The organism is Pseudomonas sp. ZT5P21, from assembly GCF_054897785.1.
Window position 1 is genome coordinate 4,194,334 of record NZ_CM142705.1, and the last position, 15,821, is coordinate 4,210,154.

16 protein-coding genes are annotated in these 15,821 nt (G+C 59.5%); all 16 read right to left on the reverse strand.

All coding sequences use genetic code 11. The features are described from left to right. Positions 1-38: 38 nt before the first annotated feature. Positions 39-929, reverse strand: a complete 891-nt coding sequence (gene motD / locus ACYZT9_RS19450; RefSeq protein ID WP_462006978.1) for a flagellar motor protein MotD — start codon at positions 927-929, stop codon at positions 39-41. A gap of 15 nt (positions 930-944) precedes the next feature. Next, a complete protein-coding gene (locus tag ACYZT9_RS19455) occupies positions 945-1,685 on the reverse strand; it encodes a flagellar motor protein (RefSeq protein ID WP_462006979.1) in 741 nt (246 codons plus the stop codon). Next, complete coding sequence (locus ACYZT9_RS19460; RefSeq protein ID WP_462006980.1) at positions 1,685-2,809, reverse strand: protein-glutamate methylesterase/protein-glutamine glutaminase; 1,125 nt, start codon at positions 2,807-2,809, stop codon at positions 1,685-1,687. The genes ACYZT9_RS19455 and ACYZT9_RS19460 overlap by 1 nt, the downstream gene beginning before the upstream one ends. A gap of 50 nt (positions 2,810-2,859) precedes the next feature. Further along, positions 2,860-5,100 (reverse strand): chemotaxis protein CheA, encoded by a 2,241-nt coding sequence (locus ACYZT9_RS19465; protein ID WP_462006981.1) that lies wholly within the window; start codon positions 5,098-5,100, stop codon positions 2,860-2,862. 71 nt (positions 5,101-5,171) lie between these two features. Then, positions 5,172-5,960 carry a protein phosphatase CheZ gene (locus ACYZT9_RS19470; protein ID WP_462006982.1) on the reverse strand — a complete coding sequence of 263 codons (789 nt, stop codon included), beginning with the start codon at positions 5,958-5,960 and terminating at the stop codon, positions 5,172-5,174. 22 nt (positions 5,961-5,982) lie between these two features. Next, positions 5,983-6,354 carry a chemotaxis response regulator CheY gene (locus ACYZT9_RS19475; protein WP_003183998.1) on the reverse strand — a complete coding sequence of 124 codons (372 nt, stop codon included), beginning with the start codon at positions 6,352-6,354 and terminating at the stop codon, positions 5,983-5,985. A 167-nt stretch (positions 6,355-6,521) separates the two neighbouring features. Further along, the gene (gene fliA / locus ACYZT9_RS19480) at positions 6,522-7,262 is read right to left on the reverse strand and encodes an RNA polymerase sigma factor FliA (protein ID WP_007894214.1); all 741 of its coding nucleotides are present in this window, start codon (positions 7,260-7,262) and stop codon (positions 6,522-6,524) included. Then, on the reverse strand, positions 7,259-8,089 hold the full coding sequence (fleN, locus tag ACYZT9_RS19485) for a flagellar synthesis regulator FleN (RefSeq protein ID WP_008001746.1): 831 nt from the start codon (positions 8,087-8,089) through the stop codon (positions 7,259-7,261). The genes fliA and fleN overlap by 4 nt, the downstream gene beginning before the upstream one ends. A gap of 116 nt (positions 8,090-8,205) precedes the next feature. After that, positions 8,206-9,534, reverse strand: coding sequence for a flagellar biosynthesis protein FlhF (flhF, locus tag ACYZT9_RS19490; RefSeq protein ID WP_462006983.1), 1,329 nt, complete (start codon positions 9,532-9,534; stop codon positions 8,206-8,208). A gap of 11 nt (positions 9,535-9,545) precedes the next feature. Further along, a complete protein-coding gene (gene flhA, locus ACYZT9_RS19495) occupies positions 9,546-11,675 on the reverse strand; it encodes a flagellar biosynthesis protein FlhA (protein ID WP_462006984.1) in 2,130 nt (709 codons plus the stop codon). Between the two features lie 261 nt (positions 11,676-11,936). Then, a complete protein-coding gene (flhB, locus tag ACYZT9_RS19500; RefSeq protein ID WP_462006985.1) occupies positions 11,937-13,076 on the reverse strand; it encodes a flagellar biosynthesis protein FlhB in 1,140 nt (379 codons plus the stop codon). A 2-nt stretch (positions 13,077-13,078) separates the two neighbouring features. Continuing rightward, positions 13,079-13,864 (reverse strand): flagellar biosynthetic protein FliR, encoded by a 786-nt coding sequence (gene fliR / locus ACYZT9_RS19505; RefSeq protein ID WP_462006986.1) that lies wholly within the window; start codon positions 13,862-13,864, stop codon positions 13,079-13,081. A gap of 3 nt (positions 13,865-13,867) precedes the next feature. Continuing rightward, entirely contained in the window at positions 13,868-14,137 is a 270-nt protein-coding gene (fliQ, locus tag ACYZT9_RS19510; protein WP_008024593.1) for a flagellar biosynthesis protein FliQ, read from the reverse strand. After that, positions 14,134-14,892: a flagellar type III secretion system pore protein FliP gene (fliP, locus tag ACYZT9_RS19515; protein ID WP_462006987.1), complete on the reverse strand. Its 759-nt coding sequence runs from the start codon at positions 14,890-14,892 to the stop codon at positions 14,134-14,136. The genes fliQ and fliP overlap by 4 nt, the downstream gene beginning before the upstream one ends. After that, positions 14,892-15,335, reverse strand: coding sequence for a flagellar biosynthetic protein FliO (gene fliO / locus ACYZT9_RS19520; protein ID WP_462006988.1), 444 nt, complete (start codon positions 15,333-15,335; stop codon positions 14,892-14,894). The genes fliP and fliO overlap by 1 nt, the downstream gene beginning before the upstream one ends. After that, positions 15,336-15,794 (reverse strand): flagellar motor switch protein FliN, encoded by a 459-nt coding sequence (fliN, locus tag ACYZT9_RS19525; protein WP_008151080.1) that lies wholly within the window; start codon positions 15,792-15,794, stop codon positions 15,336-15,338. Positions 15,795-15,821: the final 27 nt, after the last annotated feature.

Sequence of the window (15,821 nt, forward strand, 5' to 3'; positions counted from 1 at the left end):
CGGATTGTTCCTCCCGGTCGTGTCGACCGGGAAATAGCTCAGCGTATTAATGCGGGTGACGGAGAATTGACGGCGCTCTCTCGTCCCGGCGACTTGACCGGTGCAGGTGCAGTTTGTGTGCCAGCACGCTTCATCGCGGCATCCGCTTGCGCATGGGCGGTTCCGGTGCCGGTGAGGCTGCGACGTACATCGAGATTTCGTGACACGACCAGCACCACGCGACGGTTACGCGCCCTGCCCTCTGCCGTGGTGTTGTTGGCCACCGGCTGAAATTCGCCGTACCCCACCGACGCCAGTCGTCCCGGGTTGACACCTTGCATCGCCAGCATGCGCACGATGCTCGCCGAGCGCGCCGAGGATAATTCCCAGTTAGTCGGGTACTGCGCGGTACGGATCGGTTGATCGTCAGTAAAACCTTCGACGTGAATCGGGTTGTCGAAAGGTTTCAGAATCGCCGCGACCTTGTCGATGATGTTGAACGCAATGTCGCTGGGCATGGCATCGCCGCTGCCGAACAACAGGCTGGAGTTGAGCTCGATTTCGACCCACAGTTCGTTGCCGCGAACGGTCATCTGGTTGGAGCTGATCAGGTCGCCAAACGCGGCGCTGATGTCATCGGCAATGCTTTTAAGCGGATCACTGGTGCCCGCAATGCCGGCGTCAACCTGTTCGCTGTCCTTGACCAGCGGCTTGGCCGGGGTCACGGTCTTCGGACGCTCTTCGCCGATCGGGATCGGCTTGAGCGCGCGATCCGAATCGGTGAACACGCCGATCAATGCTTGCGAGATGATCTTGTACTTGCCTTCGTTGATCGAAGAAATCGAGTACATCACCACGAAAAAGGCGAACAGCAACGTAATGAAGTCGGCGTAGGAAACCAGCCAACGCTCATGGTTCACGTGCTCTTCAGGTTGACGACGACGTGCCATAGTCCATTACCCCCATCAATCCATAAAGCCCTGAAGCTTCAACTCGATAGAGCGAGGGTTTTCACCTTCGGCGATCGACAGAATGCCTTCCAGCAACATTTCGCGATAACGGGACTGGCGCAATGCAACGGATTTGAGCTTGGCGGCAATCGGCAGCAGCACCAGGTTGGCACTGGCCACGCCGTAGATGGTGGCGACGAAGGCCACGGCAATGCCGCTGCCCAGTTGCGACGGATCGGCCAGGTTGCCCATGACGTGAATCAGGCCCATCACCGCACCGATGATGCCGATGGTCGGCGCATAGCCACCCATGCTTTCGAACACTTTGGCGGCTTCGATGTCACGGCTTTCCTGGGTGTAGAAATCCACTTCCAGGATGCTGCGAATCGCTTCCGGCTCGGCACCGTCAACCAACAATTGCAGGCCTTTGCGCGAGTAGGCGTCGGGTTCGGCGTCGGCCACCCCTTCAAGACCGAGCAGACCTTCCTTGCGAGCAGTCAGGCTCCAGTTCACCACGCGATCGACGCCACCGGCGAGGTCCACGCGAGGCGGGAACAGGATCCAGCCAAGAATCTGCATGGCACGCTTGAAGGCGCTCATCGGCGATTGCAGCAGCGCCGCACCGACGGTCCCACCGATCACGATCAACGCTGCCGGACCGTTGGCCAGCGCGCCGAGGTGACCACCTTCAAGGTAATTGCCACCGATGATGGCGACGAACGCCAGGATGATCCCGATAAGGCTGAGTACATCCATCAGATGCACGCCTCGACCAGATGCTTACCAATGTCGTCGAGGCCGTATATCGCATCGGCGAGCTCGGCTTTGACGATGGCCATCGGCATGCCGTAGATCACACAGCTGGCTTCATCCTGAGCCCAGATCGAGCTGCCGCCCTGCTTGAGCAGACGCGCGCCTTCACGGCCGTCGGCGCCCATGCCGGTCAATACGACCGCCAGAACTTTGTCACCGTAGGACTTGGCGGCCGACCCGAATGTGATGTCCACGCACGGCTTGTAGTTCAGACGCTCGTCGCCCGGCAGGATTTTCACCGCGCCACGGCCGTCGATCATCATTTGTTTGCCACCCGGTGCCAGCAACGCCAGGCCCGGACGCAGGATGTCGCCATCCTCGGCTTCCTTGACGCTGATGCGGCAGAGCTTGTCCAGACGCTCGGCGAACGCCTTGGTAAAAGCGGCCGGCATATGCTGGATCAACACGATCGGGGCCGGGAAATTGGCCGGCAATTGAGTCAATACGCGCTGCAAGGCAACCGGGCCGCCGGTGGAAGTACCAATGGCAACCAGTTTGTAGGCTTTGCGTTTCGGCGCCGGCGACGACGGGCTGGCTGCAGATGTGCGAGCAGGCATCGGTGCCGGACGTGCAGGCGCGGTGCTGCCATAACTGCTGACGCTGGAAGGCGCGGGTATCGGGGCTGGCGTCGCGACCGGTGGCGGCGCGCTGTAGGTGCTGACACGACGATTACTGCGCGCGATGCTTAAAATCTTCTCGCACAGCAGTTGCTTGACCTTCTCGGGATTGCGCGAGATGTCTTCGAAATTCTTCGGCAGGAAATCCACCGCGCCGGCGTCCAGCGCATCCAGGGTAACCCGGGCGCCTTCGTGCGTCAGCGAGGAGAACATCAACACCGGGGTCGGGCAGCGCTGCATGATGTGCCGCACCGCCGTGATGCCATCCATCATCGGCATCTCGTAGTCCATGGTGATCACGTCCGGCTTGAGGGCCAGCGCCTGATCGATCGCCTCTTTTCCGTTGGTCGCCGTACCGACGACCTGGATATTCGAATCCGCTGAAAGAATTTCCGAGACGCGGCGGCGGAAAAACCCCGAATCGTCCACCACCAGGACCTTGACTACCATAAACACTCCGTTAGGCGGGGGCGAGGCAAAGTCGCCCCGCTCCCCCAGAATCAAATACGCCGTGCGGCGTAACGCTTGAGCATGCTCGGAACATCGAGAATCAGCGCAATGCGACCGTCACCGGTGATGGTGGCGCCCGACATGCCCGGAGTTCCCTGGAGCATTTTGCCCAATGGCTTGATGACCACTTCTTCCTGGCCCACCAGTTGATCGACGACGAAGCCGATCCGCTGGGTGCCTACCGAAAGAATCACCACATGGCCTTCGCGCTGCTCTTCGTGAGCGGCGGAGCTGACCAGCCAGCGCTTGAGGTAGAACAGTGGCAGCGCCTTGTCCCGCACGATCACCACTTCCTGGCCGTCCACCACGTTGGTGCGCGACAGGTCGAGGTGGAAGATCTCGTTGACGTTCACCAGTGGGAACGCAAACGCCTGGTTGCCGAGCATGACCATCAGCGTCGGCATGATCGCCAGGGTCAACGGGACCTTGATGACGATCTTCGAGCCTTTGCCCTTGGTCGAGTAGATATTGATGGTGCCGTTAAGCTGGGCGATTTTGGTTTTCACCACGTCCATGCCCACGCCACGACCGGACACGTCGGAGATCTCGGTCTTGGTCGAGAAACCCGGCGCGAAGATCAGGTTGAAGCAATCGGACTCACTGAGGCGATCCGCCGCATCCTTGTCCATCAAGCCTTTCTTGACCGCGATGCCGCGCAGAACATCGGCGTCCATGCCCTTGCCGTCATCGGAGATGGACAGCAGGATGTGGTCGCCTTCCTGTTCGGCGGAGAGAATCACCTTGCCGCTACGCGGTTTGCCCATCGCTTCACGATCAGCCGGCTCTTCGATACCGTGGTCGACCGAGTTACGCACCAAGTGGACCAGCGGGTCGGCCAAGGCCTCGACGAGGTTCTTGTCGAGGTCGGTTTCTTCGCCGACCAGTTCCAGGTTGATCTCTTTCTTGAGCTGGCGAGCCAGGTCGCGAACCAGACGGGGGAAGCGCCCGAAAACTTTCTTGATCGGTTGCATCCGGGTCTTCATGACCGCGGTTTGCAGGTCGGCCGTGACCACGTCAAGGTTCGACACGGCTTTGGACATGGCTTCATCGGCGCTATTGGCCCCGAGGCGAACCAGGCGGTTACGCACCAGGACCAATTCGCCGACCATGTTCATGATTTCATCGAGACGCGCGGTGTCGACCCGCACGGTGGTCTCGGCTTCGCTGGCCGGTTTTTCCGCCGGTGGCGCGGCCGGTGCACGGGCAGGCGCCGGTGAAGCGGCGGCGGGCTTCGGTGCTTCGGCTTTTGGTTCGGGCGCCTTGGCGACAGGTGCCGGGGCTTTGGCGACGGGTGCTGCTACTGAAGAAGAGGCAGAACCGGTGCCGACTTCAGTGAACTTGCCTTTACCGTGCAAATCGTCAAGCAGCGATTCGAACTCGTGATCGGAGATCAGATCGCTGCCGGCCGCTTTAGCGGTGGGCGCAGTGGCGACCGGCGCCGAAGCAATGGCCGATTCCAGCGCGTCAACCGCAAAGTTGCCCTTGCCGTGCAACTGATCGAGCAGTGCTTCGAATTCGTCGTCGGTAATGTCTGAACTGTCGCCTGGCGCTTTCGGGGTAGCCGGTGCGGGCGTAGCGGGTGCTGCCACCGCGTCGACGGCAAACTGTCCTTTGCCGTGCAATTGATCGAGCAACGACTCGAATTCTGCATCGGTGATTTCGTCGCTGGCCGCCGCATTGGTCGCTGCAACCGGAGCAGCCGCCGGCGCCTCGGCCTGTGCCTTGACGGCGTTCAGCGAGTCCAGCAGTTGTTCGAATTCGTTATCGGTGATGTCGCCTGATTCGGCTTCGGCAGCCGGTTCTTCCACCACTTGAGCCACAGGTGAGGCTTCATCCGCGGTTTGCGGCTCGGCCAGACGAGCCAGGGCCGCGAGCAATTCAGGCGTGGCAGCCGTGATCGGGCTGCGCTCGCGAACTTCGGTAAACATGCTGTTCACCGCGTCCAGCGCTTCGAGAACCACGTCCATCAATTCCGAGTCGACGCGACGCTCACCCTTGCGCAGGATGTCGAACACGTTCTCGGCGATGTGACAGCACTCCACCAGCTCGTTGAGCTGGAGGAAGCCGGCGCCCCCTTTTACAGTGTGAAAACCGCGAAAAATTGCATTGAGCAAGTCCGCATCATCCGGTCGGCTTTCCAGCTCGACCAGTTGTTCGGACAATTGCTCTAGAATCTCGCCGGCCTCAACCAGGAAATCCTGAAGGATCTCTTCATCGGCGCCGAAGCTCATTAAGGGGGTGCTCCTAACAGGTCTAAAAACCTAAAAAACCTAAAATTCTAAAATTCTAAAATTCTAAAATTCTAAAACCCTAGGCTGGATAGCAAATCGTCCACATCGTCCTGACCGGACACAACGTCTTCTCTTTTATCGGCATGAATCTGCGGACCTTCACCCTGAGAGAGATGTTTTTGCGGATCTTTTTCTGCAAGCATCGCTTCACGGTCATGTTCGATGCCCGCAAAGCGGTCCACATGACTGGCCATGAGTACGAGCTTGAGCAGGTTGCTTTCTACTTCGGTGACCAATTGGGTCACCCGCTTGATCACCTGACCGGTGAGGTCCTGGTAATCCTGGGCGAGCAAAATGTCATTGAGGTTGCTCGACACCGCGCGATTGTCCGTGCTGCTGCGTGCCAGGAAACCGTCGACACGCCGTGCCAGCTCGCGGAACTCTTCAGCCCCGACTTCGCGACGCATGAAGCGTCCCCAGTCCGTGCTCAGCGCCTGCGCTTCATCGCTCAGGCTGTTGACCAGCGGCGTGGAGTTTTCGACCAGATCCATGGTGCGGTTGGCGGCAGCCTCGGTCAGCTTCACAACGTAACCCAGACGCTCGGTGGCATCCGTGATTTGGGACACTTCCTCGGCTTGCGGCATGTGCGGGTCAATCTGGAAATTGACGATCGCGCTGTGCAGCTCGCGAGTGAGCTTGCCCACTTCCTGATACAGGCCGCGGTCACGGGTCTGATTGAGCTCATGGATCAGTTGCACAGCGTCGCCGAACTTGCCTTTTTCAAGGCTTTCGACCAGCTCGACCGCGTGTTTTTTCAGGGTCGATTCAAAATCGCCCTGTGAAGATTCGTTATGGTCCATAGCTCCCCCGTGGCGCAGTTTCTCAACCGATGCGTTCGAAAATCTTCTCGATTTTTTCTTTCAACGCCTGGGCCGTGAAGGGCTTGACCACATAGCCGTTAACACCGGCCTGGGCCGCTTCGATGATCTGCTCGCGCTTGGCTTCAGCGGTCACCATCAGCACCGGCAGGTGCTTGAGCTTTTCATCGGCGCGCACGTGACGCAGCAGATCGATACCGGTCATGCCAGGCATGTTCCAGTCCGTTACCAGAAAGTCGATGCTTCCGCTGTTGAGAACCGGAATGGCAGTGGTGCCATCGTCAGCCTCGACCGTGTTGGTGAACCCAAGGTCACGCAACAGGTTTTTTATGATCCGCCGCATCGTTGAGAAGTCATCAACGATGAGGATTTTCATGTTCTTGTCCAATTCGACCTCCAAGCAGTCTTAAACGCGCCCAGCACCTGGACGCGCCATTTCAATCAATCCGGCAAAGCACTCGATGACTGTCTGGAGCACAACAGATCGAAACCGGCGCAGTTAAACACCACACCAGCCACGTTCGCAGTGTCCCCACACTGCCTTCAGCGCGCTCGCCACTCCCCCAAACGCCCCCGCAAACGGGCCGCGCACTGGCTGTGTAACTGGCTGACCCGAGATTCGCTGACCCCCAGGACTTCACCGATTTCCTTGAGATTCAACTCTTCGTCGTAGTACAGCGCCAACACCAGTCGCTCACGCTCCGGCAAATTGGCAATCGCGTCCGCCAGCGCCGCCTGGAAGCGTTCATCTTCCAGATCGCGTGACGGCTCGAGATGAGCACTCGCGCCATCCTCGTGCAGCCCTTCGTGTTCGCCGTCCTGCAAGAGATCGTCGAAACTGAATAACCGGCTGCCCAAGGTGTCGTTCAAAATCCCGTAGTAATCGTCGAGACTCAATTGGAGTTCGGCCGCAACTTCGTGATCTTTAGCGTCACGGCCGGTTTTAGCTTCAATCGAGCGAATTGCGTCGCTGACCATGCGGGTATTGCGGTGGACCGAACGTGGCGCCCAGTCTCCCTTGCGGACTTCATCGAGCATGGCGCCGCGGATTCGTATGCCCGCGTACGTCTCGAAACTCGCGCCTTTGCTGGCGTCGTATTTGGTCGACACTTCAAGCAGGCCGATCATGCCGGCCTGGATCAGGTCTTCGACCTGGACACTGGCGGGCAATCGCGCCAACAAGTGGTAAGCAATGCGTTTGACCAGTGGCGCGTAACGCTCGATCAGCTCGTACTGCGCGTCACGTGCCGATTTCTTGTAAAGGTTGTAACCGCTGGCTGTCATAGCACGGGTCCTGCCGTTTGTTGCACGAGGCGCTCGACGAAAAACTCCAGGTGCCCGCGCGGGTTGGCGGGCAGCGGCCAGGTATCGACCTTTTGCGCGATGGCCTTGAAGGCCAGGGAGCACTTGGAACGCGGAAAAGCTTCATAGACCGCACGCTGCTTCTGAACGGCCTTGCGCACGCTTTCGTCGTACGGCACCGCACCGACGTATTGTAAGGCGACGTCGAGGAAGCGATCCGTGACCTTGGTCAACTTGGCGAACAGGTTGCGACCTTCCTGCGGGCTCTGGGCCATATTGGCCAGGACCCGGAAGCGGTTCATGCCGTAGTCGCGGTTCAGCAGCTTGATCAGTGCATAGGCGTCGGTGATCGAGGTCGGCTCGTCGCAGACCACCAGCAAGACTTCTTGCGCGGCGCGAACGAAACTGACTACAGAGTCACCAATACCCGCGGCGGTGTCGATCACCAGGACGTCGAGGTTGTCGCCAATATCGCTGAACGCCTGGATTAAGCCAGCGTGCTGCGCCGGGCTCAGATGCACCATGCTCTGAGTGCCGGATGCGGCCGGGACGATGCGGATGCCGCCGGGGCCTTGCAACAACACGTCGCGCAGCTCACAGCGGCCTTCGATCACGTCGGCCAGGGTGCGTTTGGGTGTCAGTCCCAGCAGGACGTCGACATTCGCCAGCCCCAGATCAGCGTCCAGCAGCATGACGCGCCGGCCGAGCTCAGCTAGAGCCAGGGACAAGTTCACTGACACGTTAGTCTTCCCGACGCCACCTTTGCCGCCGGTCACCGCGATCACCTGTACGGGATGCATGCTGCCCATGTTATTTCTTTACCTTGTCTTGCATAGACGGAGGCCACATTACTGGCTGCGCGTTCACAAACGGAACAATGCATGGCAGACCATCGATGTAGGTACAAAAACTGTTCATTAATACCTCAGCCGACCTGCTTGGTCGGGCTGTGGTAAATATCAGCGAACATGTCAGCCATGGCTTCTTCGCTGGGTTCTTCCTGCATTTGCACGCTGACGGCGCGGCTGACCAATTGATGACGCCGCGGCAGATGCAAATCATCCGGAATCCGCGGCCCATCGGTCAGGTAAGCCACCGGTAACTCATGACTGATTGCCAGGCTCAACACCTCGCCCAAGCTTGCTGTTTCATCCAGTTTAGTCAGGATGCAGCCAGCGAGCCCGCAGCGCTTGTAACTGTGATAAGCGGCGGTTAGAACCTGTTTCTGGCTGGTGGTTGCCAGAACCAGATAATTTTTTGATTTGATGCCACGACCGGCCAGGCTCTCGAGCTGCATGCGCAGTGCCGGATCGCTGGCCTGAAGGCCCGCCGTATCGATCAGCACCACACGCTTGCGCAGCAAAGGCTCCAGCGCCTGCACCAGAGACTGGCCCGGGTCGACGTGCGTTACCGACACGTTGAGGATCCGACCCAGGGTCTTGAGTTGTTCCTGAGCACCGATGCGGTAGCTGTCCATGCTCACCAGCGCGATGTTCTGCGCGCCGTACTTGAGCACGTAACGGGCCGCGAGTTTGGCCAGAGTGGTGGTCTTGCCCATGCCGGCAGGACCGACCATGGCAATCACACCGCCCTCTTCCAGCGGCTCGACTTCCGGTGTGGCAATCATCCGCGCCAGGTGCGCCAACAACATGCGCCAGGCCTGGCGAGGTTCTTCAATGTCGGTAATCATCGCCAGCAGGTCGCGGGACAACGGGCCGGATAAACCGATCCGTTGCAGGCGGCGCCACAGGTTGGCCTGGGCCGGACGACTGCCTTGCAACTGGTTCCAGGCCAGCGAACCGAGTTGCACTTCCATCAGTTCGCGCAGGCTGTTGAGTTCGAAACGCATCGAGTCGAACGCCCGCGGATCGACACCGGCGGAGACTGGCGCAGGGGCCGGCGCTGCACGGCGGGGTTCGGTGTAAGTCGGTTCGATCAGCGGCTCGGCGGCGGTCAACGGCAGGCCGGCGAACAACTGGCGATTGGTGGCTTTGTCGCTCTCGCCCTCGCTACGCAGGCTCAGTTCGGCCTGGGCGGTCACGATCCGCGACTGGGTCTTGCGCAGCTCGTCCTCGAGTTCCATGTTCGGAACACGCGGGGCCAGCGCCGACAGTTTGTAATCCAGGGCAGCCGTCAGCTCCACACCACCGGCGATCCGGCGGTTGCCAATGATGGCGGCATCGGCGCCCAGCTCATCACGAACCAGCTTCATGGCCTGACGCATATCGGCGGCGAAAAAACGCTTAACTTGCATAAACCACTACCTCAGCCGTTGGGCCCTACTGTCGCAACGATGGTCACTTGCTTGTTGTCAGGGATTTCCTGGTAAGCCAACACATGCAAACCCGGGACTGCCAGTCGGCCAAATCGCGACAGCATCGCGCGAACCGGACCGGCCACCAGCAGAATCACCGGTTGACCTTGCATTTCCTGACGCTGCGCCGCTTCGATCAACGAGCGCTGCAGTTTTTCAGCCATGCTTGGCTCCAGCAGAACGCCCTCTTCCGAGCCTTGTCCTGCCTTCTGAAGACTATTGAGCAATATTTGTTCCAACCTTGGCTCAAGAGTGATAACTGGCAGCTCCGACTCAGTCCCTACAATGCTTTGGACGATTGCGCGGGATACGCCGACGCGTACAGCGGCCACCAGCGCGGCAGTATCTTGACTCTTGGCGGCATTGTTGGCGATGGCCTCGGCGATGCTGCGAATGTCCCGCACGGGTACCTGCTCGGCCAGCAACGCCTGGAGAACCTTGAGCAACTGCGACAACGAGACCACGCCCGGCACCAGCTCCTCGGCCAGTTTCGGCGAGCTTTTGGCCAGCAATTGCATGAGTTGCTGCACTTCTTCGTGGCCGATCAGCTCACTGGAATGCTTGTACAAAATCTGGTTCAAGTGCGTTGCCACCACTGTACTGGCATCGACCACGGTGTAACCGAGGGATTGCGCCTGCGCACGCTGGCTGACTTCGATCCACACCGCCTCTAGCCCAAAAGCCGGATCTTTGGCGGTAATGCCGTTGAGCGAACCGTAGACCTGTCCCGGGTTGATCGCCAGTTCACGATCTGGATAAATTTCCGCTTCGGCCAGGATCACCCCCATCAGGGTCAGTCGATAGGCACTTGGCGCGAGGTCGAGGTTGTCGCGGATATGCACAGTCGGCATGAGGAAACCCAAATCCTGGGAAAGCTTCTTGCGCACACCCTTGATCCGCGCCAGCAACTGACCGCCCTGATTGCGATCCACCAGGGGAATCAGGCGATAACCGACTTCCAGACCAATCATGTCGATCGGGGTGACATCGTCCCAGCCAAGCTCCTTGGTTTCCTGAGCGCGGGCCGGCGATGGCAGCAGCTCCTGCTGACGCTTGACCTCTTGCAGAGCGTGGACCTTGACGGCGTTCTGCTTCTTCCAGAACAGGTACGCGCCACCGGCCGCGAGGGCCGCCATGCTCAGAAAGGAGAAGTGCGGCATGCCGGGCACCAGGCCCATCACTGCCATCAGACCCGCCGCCACGGCCAGCGCCTTGGGCGAGGCGAACATCTGGCGATTGATCTGCTTGCCCATGTCTTCCGAACCGGAAGCACGGGTCACCATGATCGCGGCGGCAGTGGACAACAGCAGTGATGGCAATTGCGCCACCAAACCGTCACCAATGGTCAGCAGCGCATAAACCTTGCCGGCATCGCCGAAAGTCATGCCGTGCTGGAAAATACCGACCGCCATGCCGCCGATCAGGTTGATGAACAGAATCAGCAAACCGGCGATGGCGTCGCCGCGAACAAATTTGCTGGCACCGTCCATGGAACCGTAGAACTCGGCCTCCTGGGCCACTTCCATCCGGCGCATTTTGGCCTGGTTCTGATCGATCAGCCCGGCGTTCAAATCGGCGTCGATCGCCATTTGTTTGCCGGGCATCGCATCGAGGGTGAAACGTGCGCTCACCTCGGAAATCCGCCCGGCGCCCTTGGTCACCACGACGAAGTTGATGATCATCAAAATCGCGAAAACCACGATACCGACTACGTAGTTACCGCCGATCACTACCTCACCGAAAGCCTGGATGACCTTACCGGCAGCGGCATGACCGTCCTGACCATGTAGCATCACCACGCGCGTGGAGGCCACGTTCAGGGCTAGCCGCATCAAGGTGGCCACCAGCAAAATCGTCGGGAACACCGCGAAATCCAACGGCCGCAAGGCGTAGACGCAGACCAGCAGGACGACGATGGACAACGCAATGTTGAACGTGAAAAACACGTCCAGCAGGAACGGTGGGATCGGCAGCATCATCATGGCCAGCATGATCAGCAACAACAGCGGCACACCCAGATTGCCCCGACTCAAGTCGGCGACGTTTGTACGGGCACTGTTGATAAACTGAGAGCGATCCACCGGTTTTCCCCGTTCCTTTAAAGCAAACTTTTGACGCCCGAAGCAGGCGCAGAGCGGCTACTGCAAGAAGCCTTCCAACTTTTGCGGGGGTTTGAAATAGGGGGGTGATCAGGGGAACTGTTTTGTCTTTGCGGACGCCTTCGTCGGAATGCCACCCGGAGCAAACCCGCTCCCACATTTGACTGCATTCCTCCAGAAGAACGCGCTCAAGGGTGGGAGCGGGCTTGCTCGCGAAGTGGGCCTCAGTAGCAACACAAAAACTCAGGAATCGCGGCGCAGATCCGGCGGAATCGGCAAATCATCCTTGAGCGGCTCAGGACGCTTGCCCTTGCCGGCGCGGTGTTGGCGGATCTGGTAGACGTAAGCCAGCACCTGAGCGACAGCAAGGTACAGTCCGCCAGGAATTTCCTGCTCCAACTCGGTGGAGTAATAGATCGAACGCGCCAACGCCGGCGATTCCAGCAACAGCACATTATTGGCCACGGCAATTTCACGGATCTTCAACGCCAGGAAGTCGCTACCCTTGGCCAGCAGCACCGGCGCGCTGCCTTTCTCCGGATCGTACTTGAGCGCTACGGCATAGTGAGTCGGGTTGGTGATGACCACGTCGGCCTCGGGAATAGCCGCCATCATCCGCCGCTGGGACATCTCGCGCTGCAACTGGCGAATCCGCTGTTTGACCTCCGGCTTCCCTTCCTGATCCTTGTGCTCGTCGCGCACTTCCTGCTTGGTCATCAGCAGTTTCTTGTGGCTCTGGTAAAGCTGCACCGGGACATCCACTGCCGCGATCAGAATCAGCCCGCACGCCATCCACAATGTGCTCCAGCCCACCAACTGAACGCTATGGATGATCGCCTGCTCGAGCGGCTCATGGGCAATGCGCAACAGGTCATCGATGTCCGCGCGCAGGACGGTCAATGCCACGAACAGGATCAGCAGAAATTTGGCCAGCGCCTTGAGCAGTTCGATCACGGCCGTACTGGAAAACATTCGCTTGAGGCCTGCCGCCGGGTTCATCCGGCTGAATTTAGGGGCCATGGTCTTGGCGGAGAACAACCAGCCCCCTAATGAAATCGGCCCCAAAAACGCTGCCAGCAACAGCACCAGCAGTATCGGCTGCGTCGCCAGAATCGCAATCTTGCCCGAGTTCAGCAGGTACCGACCCATCGCCTCCGGGTTGAGCACCACTTCCCGGGGCAGGGAGAAATTCAGGCGCATGATTTCCAGCAGATCCTGGGCCAGTCCGCCGCCATAGATCAACAGCCCGCCGGCACCAGCCAGCATGGTAGCCAGGGTATTAAGCTCTTTGGATCGGGCAATCTCGCCCTTGTCCCGGGAGTCCTTTTTGCGTTTCTCCGTGGGGTCTTCTGTTTTGTCCTGACCGCTCTCGCTCTCGGCCATGGCTAGCGCGCCTGCGCCATATCACGCAACAGCTGCAGGGCCTCGGTGGCCAATGGCTGATACTGATTGAGAATGTCGCCGAGACCGACCCAGAAGATCACCAAACCCAACACCAGGGTCAGCGGGAAACCGATGGAAAAAATGTTCAGTTGTGGCGCGGCTCGTGTCATCACGCCGAAGGCGATGTTGACAATCAGCAACGCCGTGATCGCCGGCATGACCAGCAACATCGCCGCGCCCAGCACCCACCCCAGCTTATTGGCCAGCTCCCAGAAGTGGTTAAGCAGCATCGCACTGCCGACCGGCAGGGTGGTGAAGCTTTCCGCCAGTACTTCGAACACCACCAGATGTCCATTCATGCCGAGAAACAGCAGCGTCACCAGCATCGTCAGGAACTGCCCGATCACCGCCGCTGACACGCCGTTGGTAGGGTCGACCATCGAGGCGAAGCCCATGCCCATCTGAATCGAAATGATCTGACCGGCAACGACAAACGCTTGAAAAAACAGCTGCAGGGAGAGGCCCATCAATGCGCCGATAATCACCTGCTCGGCGATCAGCAACAGCGCGCTCAGGTCCAGCGCGTGAACCTGCGGCATCGGCGGCAGTCCGGGCACGATGACCACCGTGATCGCCAGGGCGAAATACAAACGCACGCGGGTCGGCACCAGGGTCGTACCGAAGATCGGCATGGTCATCAGGACCGCGCCGATGCGAAACAGCGGCAATATGAACGAAGCGACCCAAGTACTGATCTGGGTATCGGTCAGTTGCAGCAGCGACGACATGGCTTAGCCGATGACCCGAGGGATATTGCCGTACAACTGCAGGATGTATTCCATGAATGTCTGCACCAGCCACGGGCCGGCGACGATCAGCGTGACCAGCATCACCAGCAGGCGCGGCAAAAAGCTCAGGGTCTGTTCGTTGATCTGTGTGGCGGCCTGAAACATCGCTACCAAAAGCCCCACCAGCAAACTCGGAATCACCAGCACAGCGACCATCATGGTGGTCAGCCAGAGCGCTTCGCGAAAGATGTCTACCGCGACTTCCGGCGTCATGGCGAGACACCGCCGAAACTGCTCGCCAACGTACCGATGATCAGCGCCCAACCATCCACCAGCACGAACAGCATGATCTTGAACGGCAGGGAAATGATTAGCGGCGAGAGCATCATCATACCCATGGCCATTAACACGCTGGCCACCACCAGGTCGATGATCAGGAACGGAATGAAGATCATGAAACCGATCTGGAACGCGGTCTTCAGTTCAGAGGTGACGAAGGCCGGCACCAGGATGGTCAGTGGCGCCTGATCCGGCGTCGCGATGTCGGTGCGCTTGGACAATCGCATGAACAGTTCCAGATCGCTGCTGCGCGTCTGGGCCAGCATGAAGTCCTTGATCGGCACTTGAGCCTTGGCCACGGCATCCTGGGCGGTGAGTTTTTCCGCCAGATAGGGCTGCAAGGCATCTTGATTCACCCGATCAAAGACGGGCGCCATGATGAACATCGTCAGAAACAATGCCATCCCCGTGAGGATCTGGTTCGACGGCGTCTGCTGCAGGCCCAGGGCCTGACGCAGGATCGAGAAGACGATGATGATCCGGGTGAAACTGGTCATCAGCATGACGAACGCCGGAATGAAACTCAGCGCAGTCATGATCAGCAGAATTTGCAAGCTGACTGAATATTCCTGAGCGCCGTCGGCATTCGTGCCCAAGGTGATCGCCGGGATCGACAACGGGCCGGCGGCTATGGCCAGCGGCGCGGCCAGCATCAGGGCCAGCGTCAAGATGATGCGTAGCGCACCCATTACTTCTTATCCTTCTGGTCTTTGCCCAACAGCTCCATCAGGCGCTGGGCAAACTCCGGGGTGGCTTTCTCGGTGACGGGTACTTGCACCGGTTCCTTGAGTACATGCAACGCAGTGATGGTGCCGGGGCTCAACCCGAGCAGAATCTGCTCGTTGCCGACCTGTACCAGCATCAATCGGTCACGTGGGCCCAGTGCGCGAGAGCCGATCAGTTCGATCACCTGCCCCTTGCCAGCGGGTCCGGCTTGCTGGACACGCCGCAACAGCCAGGCGAGGAAGAAGATCAACCCCACCACCAGCAGCAAACCGAGCACCAGTTGCGTCAATTGACCCGCCACACCACTGCTGACAGCAGGGGCGGCGTTCGCGACCGCGTTCGCCGCCGTTTCGGCGGCCAGCGCACTGAACGGCAAGGCCAGCAGCAACCCTGGAAGCTTTTTCACTCAGCGCAGCTTCTTGATGCGTTCGCTTGGGCTGATCACGTCGGTCAGGCGTATGCCGAACTTCTCGTTGACCACCACCACTTCACCGTGAGCGATGAGCGTGCCGTTGACCAGCACGTCCAGCGGCTCACCGGCCAGACGATCGAGCTCGATCACTGAACCCTGGTTGAGTTGCAGCAGGTTGCGGATGTTGATGTCAGTGCTGCCCACTTCCATGGAAATGGACACCGGAATGTCGAGGATCACGTCCAGGTTCGGACCGTCCAGCGTAACTGGATCATTGTTCTTCGGCACGCTGCCGAACTCTTCCATCGGCAGACGGTTGGACGGTGAGCTAGCGGCGTCGGCGGCCAGCAAGGCGTCGATATCGTCCTGCCCGGCGTCACCGGTTTCTTCCAGGGCCGCAGCCCATTCATCGGCCAGCGCCTGGTCGTCCTGGGTATTCATGTCGTTAGCCATCATGTGTCCTCGGCGGGCAACCCTTCA

Bases quoted from the DNA above. Each gene is read 5' to 3' on its own strand.
- ACYZT9_RS19465 (WP_462006981.1), bottom strand. From the start codon at position 5,100: ATGAGCTTCGGCGCCGATGAAGAGATCCTTCAGGATTTCCTGGTTGAG.
- flhB (WP_462006985.1), bottom strand. From the start codon at position 13,076: ATGGCCGAGAGCGAGAGCGGTCAGGACAAAACAGAAGACCCCACGGAG.
- fliN (WP_008151080.1), bottom strand. From the start codon at position 15,794: ATGGCTAACGACATGAATACCCAGGACGACCAGGCGCTGGCCGATGAA.
- ACYZT9_RS19460 (WP_462006980.1), bottom strand. From the start codon at position 2,809: ATGGTAGTCAAGGTCCTGGTGGTGGACGATTCGGGGTTTTTCCGCCGC.
- fliQ (WP_008024593.1), bottom strand. From the start codon at position 14,137: ATGACGCCGGAAGTCGCGGTAGACATCTTTCGCGAAGCGCTCTGGCTG.
- fliP (WP_462006987.1), bottom strand. From the start codon at position 14,892: ATGGGTGCGCTACGCATCATCTTGACGCTGGCCCTGATGCTGGCCGCG.
- ACYZT9_RS19470 (WP_462006982.1), bottom strand. From the start codon at position 5,960: ATGGACCATAACGAATCTTCACAGGGCGATTTTGAATCGACCCTGAAA.
- fliA (WP_007894214.1), bottom strand. From the start codon at position 7,262: ATGACAGCCAGCGGTTACAACCTTTACAAGAAATCGGCACGTGACGCG.
- ACYZT9_RS19455 (WP_462006979.1), bottom strand. From the start codon at position 1,685: ATGGATGTACTCAGCCTTATCGGGATCATCCTGGCGTTCGTCGCCATC.
- motD (WP_462006978.1), bottom strand. From the start codon at position 929: ATGGCACGTCGTCGTCAACCTGAAGAGCACGTGAACCATGAGCGTTGG.
- flhF (WP_462006983.1), bottom strand. From the start codon at position 9,534: ATGCAAGTTAAGCGTTTTTTCGCCGCCGATATGCGTCAGGCCATGAAG.
- fleN (WP_008001746.1), bottom strand. From the start codon at position 8,089: ATGGGCAGCATGCATCCCGTACAGGTGATCGCGGTGACCGGCGGCAAA.
- ACYZT9_RS19475 (WP_003183998.1), bottom strand. From the start codon at position 6,354: ATGAAAATCCTCATCGTTGATGACTTCTCAACGATGCGGCGGATCATA.
- fliR (WP_462006986.1), bottom strand. From the start codon at position 13,864: ATGTCGTCGCTGCTGCAACTGACCGATACCCAGATCAGTACTTGGGTC.